Raw genomic sequence first — 16,637 nt, 5'->3', positions numbered from 1 at the left:
TTCATTTTACCTTTTAAAAAAAATAATTTTACATATGAAAAAATTAGTTATATGTTTAGCGATTGCAACGGTAGCGGTAAGCTGTAAGAAAGTTCCACAAGGAGGAAACAGAGGTACTTTGAAACTTGAAGAAGGAGTAGAAAGATATTCTGACGACCCTCAGGGAGAAGCTCACGGACATGAAGCCGGAGCTGCAGAACATAAAGAAGAGGCTCATGCAACACCAGAAGCAGCTGCTCCAAAAGCTGACAGTACTGCGGCTGCAAAACCTGCTGAAGCTGATAAAGCGCCAAAAGCTGAACACTAATTAGAAGTACAAAATATATAAGTGCCCTGTTTCTGCAGGGCATTTTTTTATTAAAAAAGAGGACTATAAGGTTCATTAACACGAGGTTGGGAAAATCCTTTCTTTTTGTTTGTTCCTGCCGGGCATTTTTTTTAATTTTAACAAAATAAATTTTTACAATGCAAGAGACATTAAATTACATTAACGAAAACAAACAGCGTTTCGTGGATGAATTATTTGAGTTATTGAGAATTCCTTCTATTTCTGCAGATCCGGCGTATAAAGATGACGTTTTGAAATGTGCAGATGTAGTGGCAGCACACCTTAAAAATGCAGGCGCTGATAATGTGGAAGTTTGCAACACAAAAGGATATCCAATTGTTTTCGGGGAAAAGATTTTAGATAAAAATTTACCTACAGTTTTGGTATACGGACACTATGATGTTCAGCCGGCAGATCCATTGGAATTATGGACAAAGCCACCTTTTGAACCTTATATTGAAAAAACTGAATTACACCCTGAAGGAGCTATCTTCGCAAGAGGTTCTGCTGATGATAAAGGACAGTTCTTCATGCATTTGAAAGCTTTTGAAGCGATGATGAAGACCAATGCTCTTCCTTGCAATGTTAAATTTATCTTAGAAGGAGAAGAAGAAGTAGGATCAGTAAGCTTAGGCGACTGGGTCAATGAAAATAAAGAGAAATTAGCTTGTGACTGTATCTTAATTTCCGATACTCACATTTATAGTAACGAACAGCCGACTGTAACAACAGGTTTAAGAGGTTTAAGCTACGTAGAAGTAGAAGTGGAAGGCCCGAACAGAGACTTACACTCAGGCCTTTACGGCGGAGCAGTTCCGAACCCTATCCACGTTCTTTCAAGAATGATCGCGAATCTGATTGATGAAAACGGGCATATCACCATTGACGGATTCTACGACAATGTTGAAACTGTTTCAGATGCGGAAAGAGCTGAAATGAACAAATTGAAAGACAATCCGGAAGAATTCAAAAAATCAATCGGATTGGGTAATATCGAAGGGGAAAAAGGATATACAACTTTAGAAAGAACATCTATTCGTCCTACTTTAGACTGCAACGGAATCTGGGGCGGCTATACAGGAGAAGGAGCAAAAACAGTAATTCCTTCAAAAGCTTTTGCTAAAATTTCAATGCGTTTGGTACCTTATCAGACACCACAGGAAATTACGGAGAAGTTTACAAAATATTTTGAAAAGATTGCTCCGGATACAGTAAAAGTTAAAGTTACTCCTCACCACGGAGGTATGCCTTACGTTTTACCAACAGATACCAAAGAATTTGTGGCAGCAAAACAGGCTATGGAATCAGCATTCGGAAAAGAAGTTCTTCCTTACAGAGGAGGAGGAAGTATTCCGATTACAGCAATGTTTGAGCAGGTTTTAGGAGCTAAGTCTGTATTGATGGGCTTTGGGTTGGATTCTGATGCGATTCACTCTCCAAACGAACATTATGGATTATTCAATTTCTATAAAGGGATTGAAAGTATTCCGTTGTTCTTTGAGAATTATTCAAAATAATTAATCGAAAACACGATATGATAAGGTATTTCTGCAAAGAAATACCTTATTTTTTTGTTCTTTTATCAATTTTTAGCGAAGTATTTTCAAGGTTTTGAAAATTAAATTCACTGAAAATAAATGGGTTAATTTTTTATTTGCAATAAGTTATTTCACTATTCATTGAAAGTTTATATTTTTAATACAAAACTTGATTTGCTATGAAAAAATACTACTCAATTGCATTTTTGCTATCATCATTCTGTGTTTTAGCCCAACAAGCCATATCCTTTGAACCTATTGAGGGGTTCAACGTTGGAGATGTCAATGGACAGGCAGGCTGGATCAGTACTCCCACAGGAGGTGTACCGGAAAATGTTACCCATCAAACTATCAGTTTAGATAAAGCAAGTGATGGAAGCCGTTCTCTGAGAATTGTTAAAGAAAATACGTATGGAACGCAGGCTGAGCCAATCATCGGAGGTTTTTATAATCTGTCCGTTCCCCTTGCTCACAATAATTTTTCTGTATCATTCGATATCAATATGTCACAACTCAACGGTTCTGATTTTGGTTTTCAGGCTGTAAACAGTATTGATGACCAGTTTGTCGTAAGGGTGGATTTTGGAAAAACCGGGTCAGTAAAGATCCTGGATATGTTATCTGGTATACAGAACCTTATTGTTGCACCTTCCATCTGGCTGTCAAATACCTGGTATCGGTTAAAAGTAGTGGGAAGCGCTACGGATGTCCGGTATTATCTTAATGATTTGCTGATCTATACGGGTGCAGCAGCAAGTTCATTGAATATAAACCAGCTTCGCTTTGTTCATAATAATTCTTTGGGGTCAGCTTATATTGATCATATTAAAATTAATAGCGAGCTGGGAACAATGGGTGTTCAGGATTCCAATGCAAATATTAAAAAAATATCTCTTTATCCTAATCCTGCAACGGATTTCATCCATATTAATGCTGCTGCCAAAGTAAAAAGTATAGAACTCTACGACGAAACTGGTAAGCTGATAAAGACTGAAATAAACCATAATAAAATAGAGGTAAAAGGTTTACCCAAAGGAATATATATGGTTAATATAAAAACTGAAGAAAGAAATTTTACTGAAAAAGTGATCATCAGATAAATTATTTCAACCTCTGAAAACATGTGCTCTTTTTAGCGTTTTGGTGTATTTGTGGATGATTTTTCGGAATTATTGTTTCTTCTTGGATTTAATATCTTTATTATTTTTAGTTAAAAATATTATGTTAATTTTATAATATACGTAAAATATTCATATATTTTGCTTTTTAGATTTAAAACGTATATATTTGCTTGAAACTAAAAAAATATCATGAAGAAACTTTACATTTTCGCAATTTCGTTGATCTCGATATCATCTTTTGCTCAACAAACTATTTCTTTTGAAGCCAGTGAGGGATATACTGCAGGAAACATTAACGGGCAGCAGGGCTGGGTTACTACTAATAATGGAGCTACACCGCCAGTATATCTGACAAGTCAATTGGTATCCGCTGAAATGGCAAGCCAGGGGTCAAACAGTTTTAAAATAACAACAGACGCAGCTTACGGACCACAGCAGAGCCCTGTAATGGGTGGTTTCTATACCTTCACTACACCATTAACATACAATAGCTTTACCCAATCATTTGATGTGAGACTTACCCAAAAAAGTACATCAAGTTCAGATTTCGTTTTTAGAACAGTAAATACCGTAGGAACAGGAGGAATTGTTACTTATATTGATTTTTCTTATGATGGAAGCATTCTGATCGCAACAGCGGGTTCAAATAATTTAGTAGATACCAATCAAACCTGGAATGCCAATACATGGTACAGGGTAAAAATAGTTTCTACGGCTACAGGAATCCAATATTACCTGAATGATGCTCTAATTTATACAGGACAACCATTCAGCAATAACAATATTAACAGAATGGATTTTGTACATGATAATTATGGAGGTTCTGCCTATATCGATAATATCAAAATTAATAATGAAGCAGCCTTGTCTACAAAAGACGCCGTTAAAAATGACGTAAAACTTTCTATTTATCCAAACCCGGCTACGGATGTTATAAAAATCACAACGCCTAACAAAATCAAACATGTTGAAGCATATGATATGTCTGGCAAGAGAGTAGATGTAACATTGAACGGAGATCAGGTAAATGTTAGAAATCTGTCTGCCGGAGCTTATTTGCTGAATATAGAAACAGAAGGAAGAAACTTCACAGAGAAGTTCATCAAAAAATAATTACTGATAAATCTTAGGATCAGCAAAACGCTCCAATTGGAGCGTTTTTGTTATTTTAGAGAATTAAAATTTCAACCATATGTCAGATCATAAAACAGCTTATATAACAGGAGGAACCAAAGGAATAGGTTTCGGGATTGCAAAAATTTTACTGGAAAATGGCATTTCTGTGGCATTTTCAGGAAGAAAAAGAGAAGATGTAATGAGGGCAGAAGAAGAACTTAAGCAATATTCAGAAAATGTTTTGGGGATTGTTTCTGATGTAAGAAGTCTGGAAAGCGAACGGGAAGCTGTAAAATATACCGTTGAAAAGTTCGGTAGACTGGATTATATTATTGCCAATGCAGGATTGGGTATTTTTAAGCCCGTAGATGAACTGACGGCAGAGGAGTGGAATGATATGATAGAAACGAATCTTACAGGTGTTTTTTATACCTTAAAGGCCTCTGTGGAAGAACTTAAAAAGACAGAAGGGTACTATATTACCATTTCCAGTCTTGCCGGAGCGAATTTCTTTGAAAATGGTACAGGATACAACGCTTCAAAATTTGGAGTGGTAGGTTTCACACAGGCTGCAATGATCGATTTAAGAAAATACAATATTAAATCTACGGTGATCATGCCAGGGTCTGTGGCCACTCATTTTAACGGAAATATTCCGTCTGAAAAGGACAGTTGGAAGATCCAGCCCGAAGATATGGGGAATCTTATATTGGATATTTTAAAGATGAATCCAAGAGTTTTGCCAAGTAAAATAGAGTTTAGGGCAACGAAACCAGCTAAGTAACTACATCTAATGTATTGAATAATAATTTAATAAGTATTATGCATGCATAATATATTTTTTATTTATATTAGCAAAAATTAATTCAAACAAAATCTCTGCATAAACTGTCATGATTTTATGCGCCAAAAGGGAAAAAATAAAATAGTACACATGAAAATATTAGTTTGTATTAGTAGTGTTCCGGATACTACTTCCAAAATTAACTTTACAGCAGACAAATCTGCTTTCGACAAAAACGGAATTCAGTGGGTAATTAATCCTCTAGACGAATTTGCGTTGACAAAAGCGGTTAAACTTCAGGAATCTCAGGGAGCAACAGTAACCGTAATCAACGTAGGTGATGCTGCTACAGAACCTGTAATCAGAAAAGCTTTGGCAATTGGTGCTAACGATGCAGTAAGAGTAAATCTTGATCCAAAAGACAGCTATTCTACAGCAAAAGAAATTGCAGCTGTAGCTCAAAACGGAGGATATGATCTTATCCTTTGCGGAAAAGAATCTATCGATTATAACGGAGGTTCGGTTCCTGGAATGGTAGCTCAGCTATTAAACCAACCTTTCGTAAACGCTTCAGTAGGATTAGACGTTAACGGAAGCGAAGCTACTGCAGTAAGAGAAATTGAAGGAGGAAAAGAAACTATTTCTGTAAAATTACCGGCAATTATTGCAGGTCAGAAAGGATTAGTAGATGAGAAAGATCTTATCATCCCGAATATGAGAGGAATTATGTCTGCAAGAACAAAACCTTTGCAGGTAGTAGAACCTTCTTCTTCAGAAGTAAAAGTCCAGGGAGTATCTTATGACAGCGTTCCGCCAAGAGCTGCTGTGAAAATGGTTTCTCCGGATAACCTTGATGAATTGGTAAGATTACTTCACGAAGAAGCTAAAGTAATCTAATCTTTAAATTTTTCAATCTTTAAATTTTAAATGTAAAACAATGGCAGTATTCGTATACGCAGAAAATATAAACGGAGTTTACAAAAAAGCAGCTTTTGAAGCAGTTTCTTATGCTAAAGCTATCGCTGATAAAGCAGGAGATACCGTTACGGCAATCTCTGTAAACCCAACAGATTCTTCAGATTTATTGTACAAATATGGAGCATCAAACGTAATCAATATCAAAGACGAAGGTCTTAAAAATTTCTCAGCAAAAGCTTTTGCACAGGCTGTAAGTGAAGTAGCAAACGGAAATATTATAGTTTTCCCTCACACTACTGACGCTTCTTCCATTGCTCCTATGCTTGCGGTAATGAAGAACTATTCTTTAATTACCAATGCATTGGAAGCTCCTGAAAGCCTTTCTCCTTTCCAGGTAAAAAGAAGAGCATTCTCAGGAAAAGGTTTCATGCATGCAAAAGCAGAAGGGAACGGAGTAATCGTTACTGTTTCTCAAAACGCTTTCGGTGTTAAAGAAAACGCAGTATCAGGTTCAGAAGAAGTGAAAAACTTATCGGTAGCGAATGAAGATACTAAAGTGATCTCTCACGAGCAGAGCTCAGGTAAATTAGACCTTAAAGAAGCTGAAATTGTTGTTTCTGCAGGTAGAGGGATGAAAGGACCTGAAAACTGGGGAATGATCGAAGATTTGGCAAACGTTTTAGGAGCAGCTACAGCATGTTCTAAACCAGTTTCTGATATCGGATGGAGACCTCACACAGAACACGTAGGACAAACAGGTAAAGCAATTTCTCCGAATCTTTACATTGCTGTAGGGATTTCAGGAGCGATTCAGCACCTTGCAGGGGTTAACTCTTCAAAAACTATCGTAGTAATTAACAGTGATCCTGAAGCACCGTTCTTCAAGTCTGCTGACTACGGAGTAGTAGGAGATGCTTTCCAGATTATTCCTGCACTGACAGAGAAAATTAAAGCAATTAAAGGATAAGAAAGTGAATTGTGAATAGTCAATTCTCGCTTTGCTCGTCGATTTTTAATTAAATAAATCACTTGCGAAACAAAATTCACTATTGACGTTTGACAATCATCAACTATACAGATAAAAGCTCGGCTTTCCGGGCTTTTATTTTTGCGTAAAAAAGTGAAAACACAATAAAAAATTAATCTATATTTGTAGCTATGGATTATAAGCAGCTAATTATTCGCGGAATATCGTACAGCCAGACCCAGTCGGGGGCTTATGCATTGTTATTGGAACATGAAGAAACACACATAAAATTACCTGTTGTTATAGGAAATTTCGAAGCCCAGTCTATCTCTCTCGGATTGGAAAAAGATATTCATCCACCGCGTCCTCTTACTCATGATTTATTTACAAAATTTATAGTTTCTGCCAATTATGAGTTAATTTCTGTCATCATCTATCAGATTGTAGACGGAGTTTTCTTTTCAAATATTAACTTTAAAAATAAAGTAACAGAAGAAGAACTGATCCTAGATGCCAGAACTTCAGATGCTGTTGCCATGGCCGTAAGATTTGATGCACCTATATTTACAACGCAGCAGGTTTTAAACGAAGCAGGAATTCTACTGGAACTGGAAGACGTTTCAAAAGAAGAACAATCATTCTCAGAAACTGTACAGACAGAAGATAACTTAAAATCTCTTTCTATGGAAGAACTTCAGAAACTATTGGATGAAGCCGTTAAAGAAGAAGACTATGATACCGCTCTTGAAATCCAGGAAGAAATCAAGAGGAGGAAAAAGAAAATTGACTAAAGAGATACTTTTTATATAAACTATGAATTTAAAATTACGACTGACCATCCTCAGTTTTCTCCAATTTTTCGTTTGGGGAGCGTGGCTGATTACGATGGCAAACTTCTGGTTTGGCACAAAACATTGGGATGGAACTCAGTTTGGAGCTGTGTTCGGAACAATGGGAATTGCTTCTATCTTTATGCCAACCATTACTGGAATTATCGCTGACCGCTGGGTAAATGCGGAGCGTATATTTTCAGTATTACACATTCTTTATGGGGTTATTCTTTTTATACTGCCTCATTCTGCAGATCCGAATTCCTTCTTTTCGGTAATGCTTGTGGCCATGTGTTTCTACATGCCTACCATCGCATTGGCCAATTCAATTTCTTATACAATCCTGAAAAATAACAATCTGGATGTAGTGAAAGACTTTCCACCGATTCGTGTGTGGGGAACTATTGGTTTTATTGTTGCCATGTGGATCACCAACCTTAGTGGAAATAAAGCAACAGAAGGTCAGTTTTATATCGGAGGTGTTGTAGCCATTTTCTTAGGAATTTATGCCCTTACACTTCCAAAATGTCCACCTCAAAAACTGATTGACAAAAATTCGCCGTTATCCGAGCAATTAGGCTTAAATGCATTTAAGCTTTTTGGAAACTACAAAATGGCATTATTCTTTATGTTTTCAATGCTTTTGGGAGCTGCTCTTCAGCTTACCAATGCCTATGGTGACGTATTTTTAAGTGAATTTGCTAATTTCCCTAAATATGCAGACTCATTCGTAGTACAGAGATCTACCATTATCATGTCAATTTCTCAGGTTTCAGAAACACTGTTTATTTTGGCAATTCCTTTCTTCCTGAAGAAATTTGGAATTAAAAAAGTAATGCTGATGTCTATGCTGGCCTGGGTGTTAAGATTCGGATTCTTTGCTTATGGTGTTCCGGACGGATTTGGACTTTCATTAATCATTCTTTCATGTATTGTGTACGGAATGGCTTTCGATTTCTTTAATATCTCAGGATCCCTTTTCGTGGAAACAACTACTGATAAAAAGATACGTTCTTCGGCTCAGGGATTATTTATGATGATGACCAACGGTTTTGGAGCGGTTTTCGGAAGTTATGCCGCAGGATGGGCTATTGATAAGTTCTTTACCCACAAGTTTTCTACGGCTTCAGATCTTTCTGCTTACCTGCAGACAACCGCTGATAATCCTACTTTCCTGAACATTTTAAAGAAAAGCTTCAATGCAGCTGTCAATTCAGATGGAACACTTTCCTGTGTGGTGATGGTAAAAGACTGGCAGCAGATATGGCTTTCTTTTGCAATTTATGCGTTAATACTGGCGGTTTTCTTTGCCGTACTGTTTAAACATAAACATAACCCGGAAGATGTTTCATCAGTGAAACACTAATTGAAACTTATATTTATTAAGATATTAAATTGCATTTTTGAAAAAAAATGCAATTTTTTTATTTTCAGATATCCTTTTATGCGATAAAGCTTTGCAGAAGAAAAATATGGAGTTCTATCGTGATATAAACTGCAAGTGATTATTTTTAATTTGATAATAAATTTTGTTTTTATTTGTAAAATAGTTAAAAATACTGAATCTTTTTTGTAGCTAACAAGTGTTCGGGTACGGAATTTCTATTTTTAAAACACACTCTTTAAAAGTGTGTTTTTTTTTTGTATTTTGGCACTTTAGTAAATATGAAAAATATTCAGTTATTAGGATTACTGTTAGTAATTATAGGTAGTTTTCTACCCTTGGTACATGTGCCTGTAATAGGGAACTGGAACTATTGGAAGCTTGATCATTATCTGGCTATAGCATGCTGGATTTTTTCTGCTTGTGCCGTTTTTGGAATTGTAAATAACAGTTCCAAAATCGTAAGGTTTTTTGGTATTCTGCTTATTCTTTTATTCGGATTTACCTTGGTTGCTGTAAAAATGCAGTCGCTGCAATATTTTAGTTTTTTACCATTCAAATCCTGGCAGGAAACTTTTGCCGGAATTGTTAAACTGAAATGGGGTTGGGCTGTAGAATTTTTAGGCGCTTTTCTGATGGTTTTTGCAGGAGGAAATAAAAAAGTTAACAACAGAACACAAATATAAACATGAACTTCTTAACACTTTTTTCAGCAGGAATTTTGTTGACAGCAGCTACACAGATTCAAGCTCAGGCAACGGGACAGAAAAAACCGGATAATCCGCCTAAATGTACAAATATAAAAGAAGGAACGTTTGTAAGGCCCAATTACCCGGAAGCAATATGGTATATGACCATTAAAGATAATGTTCAAACCGAATATTTCAATAATGGAAAAGACTTTATCAAATCGACATTGGTTTTTGTGGATGACTGCAATTATAAAGCAATCGTATTGGAGAAATCCGATAAAAATGACCCCGCACAGATAGGAGATGTCTTCAATAATAAAATAGTAGCTACTCAGGATAATATTCTGAAAGTGAATACCAAAATTGAAGGAACTCAATTTGATATAGTATACGTAAAAGTAAAATAAATTCTAACTATAAAAACGGAATCTTTATTCCGTTTCAGCTAAATAAAAATTATATACATGAAAGAAGTATTCATTGTTTCCGCAGTAAGAACGCCTATGGGGAGTTTTATGGGAAGCTTATCAACAGTTCCGGCTACAAAACTGGGAGCAACTGCTGTAAAAGGAGCATTAGATAAAATCGGTTTAGATCCTAATCAAGTTCAGGAAATCTATATGGGAAATGTTCTTCAGGCAGGGGAAGGCCAGGCGCCGGCTCGTCAGGTTGCTTTAGGAGCAGGTCTTTCAATCAATACACCTTCTACTACAGTCAATAAAGTTTGTGCTTCAGGAATGAAGGCTGTAACAATGGCGGCTCAGGCTATTAAAGCTGGTGATGCAGAAGTAATTGTTGCAGGAGGTATGGAAAACATGTCTTTAGTTCCTCATTATTACAATGCAAGAGTTGCTACAAAATTAGGCGATATCAAAATGCTTGACGGAATGGTACTTGACGGACTTACAGACGTGTACAACAAAGTACATATGGGAGTATGCGCAGAAAAATGTGCTACAGACTATAATATTACAAGAGAAGATCAGGATAACTTCGCTGTAGAATCTTACAAAAGGTCCGCAAAAGCTTGGAGCGAAGGTAAATTCAACGAAGAAATTGTACCGGTTTCTATTCCTCAGAGAAAAGGAGAGCCAGTAATCTTTGCGGAAGATGAAGAATACAAAGCAGTAAACTTTGATAGAATTTCAACACTTCCTACGGTATTCAAAAAAGAAGAAGGAACTGTAACAGCAGCAAACGCATCTACTCTGAACGATGGTGCTTCTGCGTTGATCCTTGTTTCCAAAGAAAAAATGGAAGAACTTGGATTGAAGCCTCTAGCAAAAATCGTTTCTTATGCTGATGCAGCACAGGAGCCTGAAAACTTTACAACAGCTCCGGCAAAAGCTCTACCTATTGCTCTTAAAAAAGCAGGATTAGAAGTTTCAGATATCGATTTCTTCGAATTCAACGAAGCTTTCTCAGTAGTAGGATTAGCTAACAACAAAATCTTAGGATTAGATGCTGCTAAAGTAAACGTAAACGGAGGTGCTGTAGCATTAGGACACCCACTGGGAAGTTCAGGTTCAAGAATCATCGTTACATTGATCAATGTATTGAAGCAAAATAATGCGAAATACGGAGCTGCTGCTATCTGTAATGGTGGTGGTGGTGCTTCTGCTATCGTGATTGAAAACTTATAATTGAGACATACAAACACATGTTGTGTTTAAGATATAAAAATCGGGGTCTCTATACCCCGATTTTTTCGTTACAAAATAGACTGATACTATCTTTCGATCATTATTCAGACTCATCAATACATCATTTTTCAATATAGACGGAGGAGTTTCGGACCCCATAAAGTATACAGTAAGATTAAAACTTTGCTGAATGATTTCAATACCCTACAATTATTATTATCAAAATAATAGTAAAAACCGTAGAATATTCAGTAGTTTTTCTATTTTTGTGCTACTAATATATATTTGAAATGTCTGAAACTGAGAATCGACAGCCTAAAAACATAAAGAATAATCCGAAAATTATGAAAGCCTGGGCTGTATATGACTGGGCAAATTCTGTTTATTCCCTGGTGATTACCTCTACCATTTTCCCCATTTATTACTCTATCCTAACCACCGCTTACGAGAAAAAAGAATATGTAGCGGAAACAAAAACATGGATTGATGTTCCGGTGAGGCATATGATCAAAATTTTTGGCGAAGAATATCAGCCGGATGCGGTGTATGGGTATTCCCTTACCATATCATTCTTTATCGTAGTATTGCTGTCTCCATTTTTATCTTCATTAGCGGATACCATAGGAAACAAAAAGTCTTTCCTGCAGTTTTTCTGCTATCTTGGTGCAACATCTTGTATGGGATTGGCCATGTTTACGGGAATGCATAATGTATTTCTGGGACTTTTATTCAGCATTACAGCCAGTGTCGGTTTCTGGGGAAGTTTAGTTTTTTATAACTCTTTCCTCCCGGATATTGCAACACCGGACAGACAGGACGCGCTTTCTGCAAGAGGGTATGTTTACGGATATATCGGCTCGGTAGTTTTAGTAGTCATCTGTTTGGTATTGATTCAGGTTTTTGCCAAAGGAGCAGCCCAGCAGCTACTGTTTACAAGAATCAGTTTCCTTTTAACAGGAGCATGGTGGTTCGGGTTTTCTCAATATACATTCAAACATCTTCCTCAATTTGGGGATGTGAAAGATAAACTTCCTAAAGATTTAGTACTCCTGAACTATAAGAATATCTTCAAAAAACATGAAGAGCAGGGTGGTTTCTTTGAGGTATTTAAAGATAACCTGAGCTTCTATAAAGATATTGCAAAAGAAAGTTTTCACGAACTGTTTAAAGTAGGCGGAGAGCTTTTCAAAGATCGAAATCTGAAATTCTTCCTTTCGAGTTTCTTCTTTTACAGTGTAGGAATGCAGACTATTTTCCTTATGGCTACATTATTTGGAAAGAGTGAAATTAACCTTGCTCAGGATAAACTGATCGGAACTCTTTTGGTGATTCAGATTGAAGCAATCATTGGAGCGGTTATTTTCTCACGGTTATCAAAGAGAATTGGTAACAGAAATGTTATTTCAATTGCGATCATCCTTTGGATTGTAGCTTGTCTCTGGGCTTATTTCCTGAACAAAGAAAATCCTACAGTGGAATATCAGTTTTATGGAGTAGCCGCAGTAGTAGGGTTGGTAATGGGTGGCCTTCAGGCAATGTCCAGATCCACCTATTCAAAATTACTTCCTGAAAACTCGATGGAAAACACTACGTATTTCAGTTTCTATGATGTTTTGGAGAAAATTGCCATCATTATCGGAACATTTATCTTTGCAACATTGATTGAACATTTCAATAATATGCGTATTGCAGCCTTATCAATGACCATATTTTTTGGAGCAGGATTAATTTTAATACGATTCCTGAACGTTAAAATGAGAAAAGACAGAGAAACATTATAATTTTAAAAGACGTTATTTTTAACGTCTTTTTTTTGTCAAGGTAATTCCTTGAATTTTATCTATGAAATTATATTTTTTTACCATATTTTTTTCGTATTTTTAATAGAAGAACTGAAGAAAGTAAAATAGGAGACAATTCGGCCTGAATTTTGCTTATATTCAGCGGAATAATTTTTAACTTTGCAAAAGATTTATTGTCAATATGACCAACCCTTTATTTTATGCAAAAATAATCCTGTTTGGAGAATATGGAATGATTGAAGATTCCCAGGGGCTTGTAGTACCCTACAGCTTCTATAAAGGAACTTTGAAATTTTCAGATTTGAGTTCTGAATTTGAACTTAATTCCAACAGACATCTGCAGAAATATTCTGAATTTCTTACAGCACTCGATCTTTCTGACGATTTTAAGTTGGATATTGAGAGCTTCAAAAATGATATTTCAAACGGACTTTTCTTTGATTCCAATATTCCTCAGGGATATGGAGTGGGAAGTTCCGGGGCTTTGGTAGCTGCTATTTTTGAAAAATATTCAGCCAGCAAACTGAACCCTGAAAACATTTCAAAAGATAATCTTAAAAAATTAAAAGCTGTTTTCGGTGAAATGGAAAGCTATTTCCATGGAAAAAGTTCAGGAATGGATCCACTGATCTGTTATATGAATCTGCCGATCCTTATCGAAAATAAAGAAAATTTAGACAGGGTAGATATTCCGGAAGGTGAAGAAGGAAAGGGAGCCATTTTCCTGATTGATTCCGGAATGACAGGAGAAACAGGTCCTATGATCCAGATTTTCTTCGAAAAAATGAAAACAGAAGGTTTCCGTAAAACCCTGAAAGAAGAGTTTATCCGTTATAACAACGCATGTATCGAATCTTTCCTTAAAAAAGACATGAACCCTTTCTTCAGAAATCTTAAAAAGCTTTCTCACTGGGCTTATGAACATTTCCGTCCTATGATCCCTGAAAGTATTTTTAATATCTGGAAAAAAGGTCTGGATTCTAACGCTTATTATCTGAAACTGTGCGGTAGCGGTGGAGGCGGCTATATCTTAGGATTTACCAAAGATTATGCAAAAGCAGAAAAAATGCTTGATGGCTTCCAAAAAGAAGTGATTTACAGATTTTAAATAGATTGGAATGAATTCTGAAAAAGAACCTTTCCAATCTAAAAATTATCTCTCAAAATCTCTATTTTACAGATTTTCACAATTCGTGGGCTTTCTCCTCGGAGCACGTTTTTTTGTAGCCGCTCTTTTGACGTTTGCGCTTTATGTTTCTACTTTTTTCCTGTTCAATCAGGATGAATCTTTCAGAAAATTTGTCTTTGATTTTAAAGTTCACGGTATTATTTTTTGTACCGTCCTTACGATTCTGGCAGGCGGTATTATCAATCAATTCTATGACCTGGAGAAAGATCATTTGGTAAAACCTTTCAGAACAAGGTTACAGAGGTTCATCAAACAGAAATATTTTCTCTATGCATACCTGGCTCTCAGTGCTATTTCTTTAGGGGTAGCCTGGATGATTTCTCATAATGTATTTGCCTTTTTTGTGGTATATCAGTTCTTTATGTGGTTTTACAGTCATAAACTGAGCAGAATACTGATACTGAACAATCTCACTTTTGTCAGTCTCACCCTGTATCCGTTCTTTGGAATGATGGTGTATTACGAAACCTTTTCCAAAAAGGTTTTCCTGATGGCTGTCTTTCTGTTTCTTATCCTTCTCTGTATTGATATTGTGAAAGATACTCTTACCAGAAGTGTGGATAAAACATTCGGATACACTACCATTCCCAATTATTTTAAAAGCAGAAATACAAAAATTATTCTGACTTCCTTACTCATTATTACCATGGTAGTTTCAATGAAGATTATTACAAAAACCGGTATTACCGGGTTTATGGCCTATTATTTTGCCGGAGGGCTTTTTGTTATGATCGTATGCATTTATCTCCTGTTAAATGCTTCCCGAAGAAGTAACTTATTTACATTGAATATATTACGTTTCTGGGTTTTTATTGGAATCATCGCCATGCTTTTAAATGGAATAGAGCATAAATTGTAAAAAAATTCTTTAAATAAACTGAGGTTATTATTACCTTTGCATAACTAAATTTAATAAATAGGAATGCCCATTTTTAATGATACTAAAATTGCATTTGCAGACAAGTCTGATGCACAATTGAGAAAGGCTTACTGGATGTTTAAAATGATTGAACAGCCCGCTCTTACAAGCCTTGGAACATCTGTTCTGAATTTCACAGTACACAATAACTTTCCTTTCGTAACCGGAATTGTAAAAAATACCTTATTTGCACAGTTCTGTGGTGGTGAAACCCGTGAAGAAAGTATGAAAGTGGTGAAGCAGCTGTTCAAAAGAGGAGTTGGAAGTATTTTTGATTATTCCATTGAAGGGAAAGAAGATGAGGAAACCTTTGATGCGGTTTGCAAAGAAATTAAGGACATTGTAAGATTCTCAGTAGGAAATCCGGCGATTCCTTTTATTGTATTTAAACCTACCGCATTCGGAAGAATTGATCTTTATGAAGCTGTTGGAAAAGGCGCTGAGCTTACTACCAGCCAGAAAGAAGAATGGGAAAGAGTGGTAAAAAGATTTGATGAAGTATGCAGTCTTTGCCATGAACATGATAAAAAAGTAATGGTGGATGCTGAAGAAACCTGGATGCAGGATGCAGCAGACCATCTTTGCGAAGAGATGATGGAGAAATATAACCAGCAGAAGCCTATCGTTTGGAATACCATCCAGATGTACAGAACCGGAAGACTGGAGTATATGGAAGCCAACCTTCAAAGAGCAAGAGAGAAAAATTACTTCATTGGCTACAAGATCGTACGTGGCGCTTATATGGAAAAAGAAAGAGCCAGAGCAGCAGAAAAAGGGTATGCAGATCCGATTCAACCAACTAAAGAGGCTTCAGATAAAAATTATAATGCAGGAATTGACTTCGTGATGGATCATCTGGATAAGGTTTCAGCGTTCTTTGGAACCCATAACGAAATCTCTTCTGAGCTGATTATGGATAAAATGAAAGCAAAATCTCTGGAAAACGGTAATCCACACGTTTATTTCGGACAGCTTTATGGAATGAGTGATAATATTACCTTCTATTTGTCTGATAAAGGCTATAATGTGGCTAAATATCTTCCATACGGACCTGTAAAGGATGTTGTGCCATATTTGACGAGAAGAGCCCAGGAAAATACGTCTGTAGCCGGACAAACAGGAAGAGAGCTTGGACTGATCAAAAAAGAATTGGAAAGAAGAAAGAAATAATAATATTGTCCACAATATATATTAGGCCTGCAGTTTTGTGGGTCTTTTTTATTGAAATTAAGCGACTGGGAAAATATAGAAATTAATAATAATCGAAAAAATTGTCTGTTGTTATGATTATATAGTAAAATAATTTTATTTTTATTGCTGATTTGATTTTAAATAATTATATTTGATAGAGCCATAAAACGAATGCAAAAAAAATAATTTCAATTACTGTTATAATTCTGTTTTAG

At 36.1% G+C, this 16,637-nt stretch carries 16 protein-coding genes; all 16 read left to right on the top strand.

Going from position 1 to position 16,637, the window contains the following annotated elements; genetic code table 11:
- Positions 1–34: 34 nt before the first annotated feature.
- The 16 genes from RHP76_RS04625 (at position 35) to RHP76_RS04550 (ending at position 16,401) form a co-directional block, all read left to right on the top strand.
- Entirely contained in the window at positions 35–307 is a 273-nt protein-coding gene (locus RHP76_RS04625; RefSeq protein ID WP_062674994.1) for a hypothetical protein, read from the top strand.
- 158 nt (positions 308–465) lie between these two features.
- The gene (locus RHP76_RS04620) at positions 466–1,845 is read left to right on the top strand and encodes a dipeptidase (RefSeq protein ID WP_311229591.1); all 1,380 of its coding nucleotides are present in this window, start codon (positions 466–468) and stop codon (positions 1,843–1,845) included.
- A 200-nt stretch (positions 1,846–2,045) separates the two neighbouring features.
- The gene (locus RHP76_RS04615) at positions 2,046–2,966 is read left to right on the top strand and encodes a T9SS type A sorting domain-containing protein (protein ID WP_311229590.1); all 921 of its coding nucleotides are present in this window, start codon (positions 2,046–2,048) and stop codon (positions 2,964–2,966) included.
- Positions 2,967–3,176: 210 nt separating this feature from the next.
- The gene (locus tag RHP76_RS04610) at positions 3,177–4,100 is read left to right on the top strand and encodes a T9SS type A sorting domain-containing protein (RefSeq protein WP_062674989.1); all 924 of its coding nucleotides are present in this window, start codon (positions 3,177–3,179) and stop codon (positions 4,098–4,100) included.
- Between the two features lie 79 nt (positions 4,101–4,179).
- Positions 4,180–4,887, top strand: a complete 708-nt coding sequence (locus RHP76_RS04605) for an SDR family oxidoreductase (protein WP_277694908.1) — start codon at positions 4,180–4,182, stop codon at positions 4,885–4,887.
- A gap of 150 nt (positions 4,888–5,037) precedes the next feature.
- Positions 5,038–5,784, top strand: coding sequence for an electron transfer flavoprotein subunit beta/FixA family protein (locus tag RHP76_RS04600; RefSeq protein WP_034697635.1), 747 nt, complete (start codon positions 5,038–5,040; stop codon positions 5,782–5,784).
- Between the two features lie 40 nt (positions 5,785–5,824).
- On the top strand, positions 5,825–6,772 hold the full coding sequence (locus RHP76_RS04595) for an electron transfer flavoprotein subunit alpha/FixB family protein (RefSeq protein WP_311229589.1): 948 nt from the start codon (positions 5,825–5,827) through the stop codon (positions 6,770–6,772).
- Positions 6,773–6,963: 191 nt separating this feature from the next.
- Positions 6,964–7,563: a bifunctional nuclease family protein gene (locus RHP76_RS04590; protein WP_062674981.1), complete on the top strand. Its 600-nt coding sequence runs from the start codon at positions 6,964–6,966 to the stop codon at positions 7,561–7,563.
- Positions 7,564–7,585: 22 nt separating this feature from the next.
- Entirely contained in the window at positions 7,586–8,968 is a 1,383-nt protein-coding gene (locus RHP76_RS04585; protein WP_311229588.1) for a nucleoside permease, read from the top strand.
- A gap of 299 nt (positions 8,969–9,267) precedes the next feature.
- Positions 9,268–9,672, top strand: a complete 405-nt coding sequence (locus RHP76_RS04580) for a hypothetical protein (protein WP_062674976.1) — start codon at positions 9,268–9,270, stop codon at positions 9,670–9,672.
- A gap of 2 nt (positions 9,673–9,674) precedes the next feature.
- Entirely contained in the window at positions 9,675–10,085 is a 411-nt protein-coding gene (locus tag RHP76_RS04575; RefSeq protein ID WP_062674975.1) for a hypothetical protein, read from the top strand.
- A 57-nt stretch (positions 10,086–10,142) separates the two neighbouring features.
- Complete coding sequence (locus RHP76_RS04570; RefSeq protein WP_062674974.1) at positions 10,143–11,321, top strand: acetyl-CoA C-acyltransferase; 1,179 nt, start codon at positions 10,143–10,145, stop codon at positions 11,319–11,321.
- A gap of 290 nt (positions 11,322–11,611) precedes the next feature.
- Positions 11,612–13,102: an MFS transporter gene (locus RHP76_RS04565; protein ID WP_062674972.1), complete on the top strand. Its 1,491-nt coding sequence runs from the start codon at positions 11,612–11,614 to the stop codon at positions 13,100–13,102.
- 202 nt (positions 13,103–13,304) lie between these two features.
- Positions 13,305–14,231, top strand: a complete 927-nt coding sequence (locus tag RHP76_RS04560; protein WP_311229587.1) for a mevalonate kinase family protein — start codon at positions 13,305–13,307, stop codon at positions 14,229–14,231.
- Between the two features lie 10 nt (positions 14,232–14,241).
- Positions 14,242–15,171, top strand: coding sequence for a UbiA family prenyltransferase (locus RHP76_RS04555; RefSeq protein WP_120231352.1), 930 nt, complete (start codon positions 14,242–14,244; stop codon positions 15,169–15,171).
- 63 nt (positions 15,172–15,234) lie between these two features.
- Entirely contained in the window at positions 15,235–16,401 is a 1,167-nt protein-coding gene (locus tag RHP76_RS04550; RefSeq protein ID WP_062674965.1) for a proline dehydrogenase family protein, read from the top strand.
- Positions 16,402–16,637 lie beyond the last annotated feature (236 nt).

It is taken from the genome of Chryseobacterium sp. SG20098, assembly GCF_031844745.1.
Classification (GTDB): domain Bacteria; phylum Bacteroidota; class Bacteroidia; order Flavobacteriales; family Weeksellaceae; genus Chryseobacterium; species Chryseobacterium cucumeris.
This window is presented reverse-complemented; position numbering and strand designations above follow the sequence as displayed.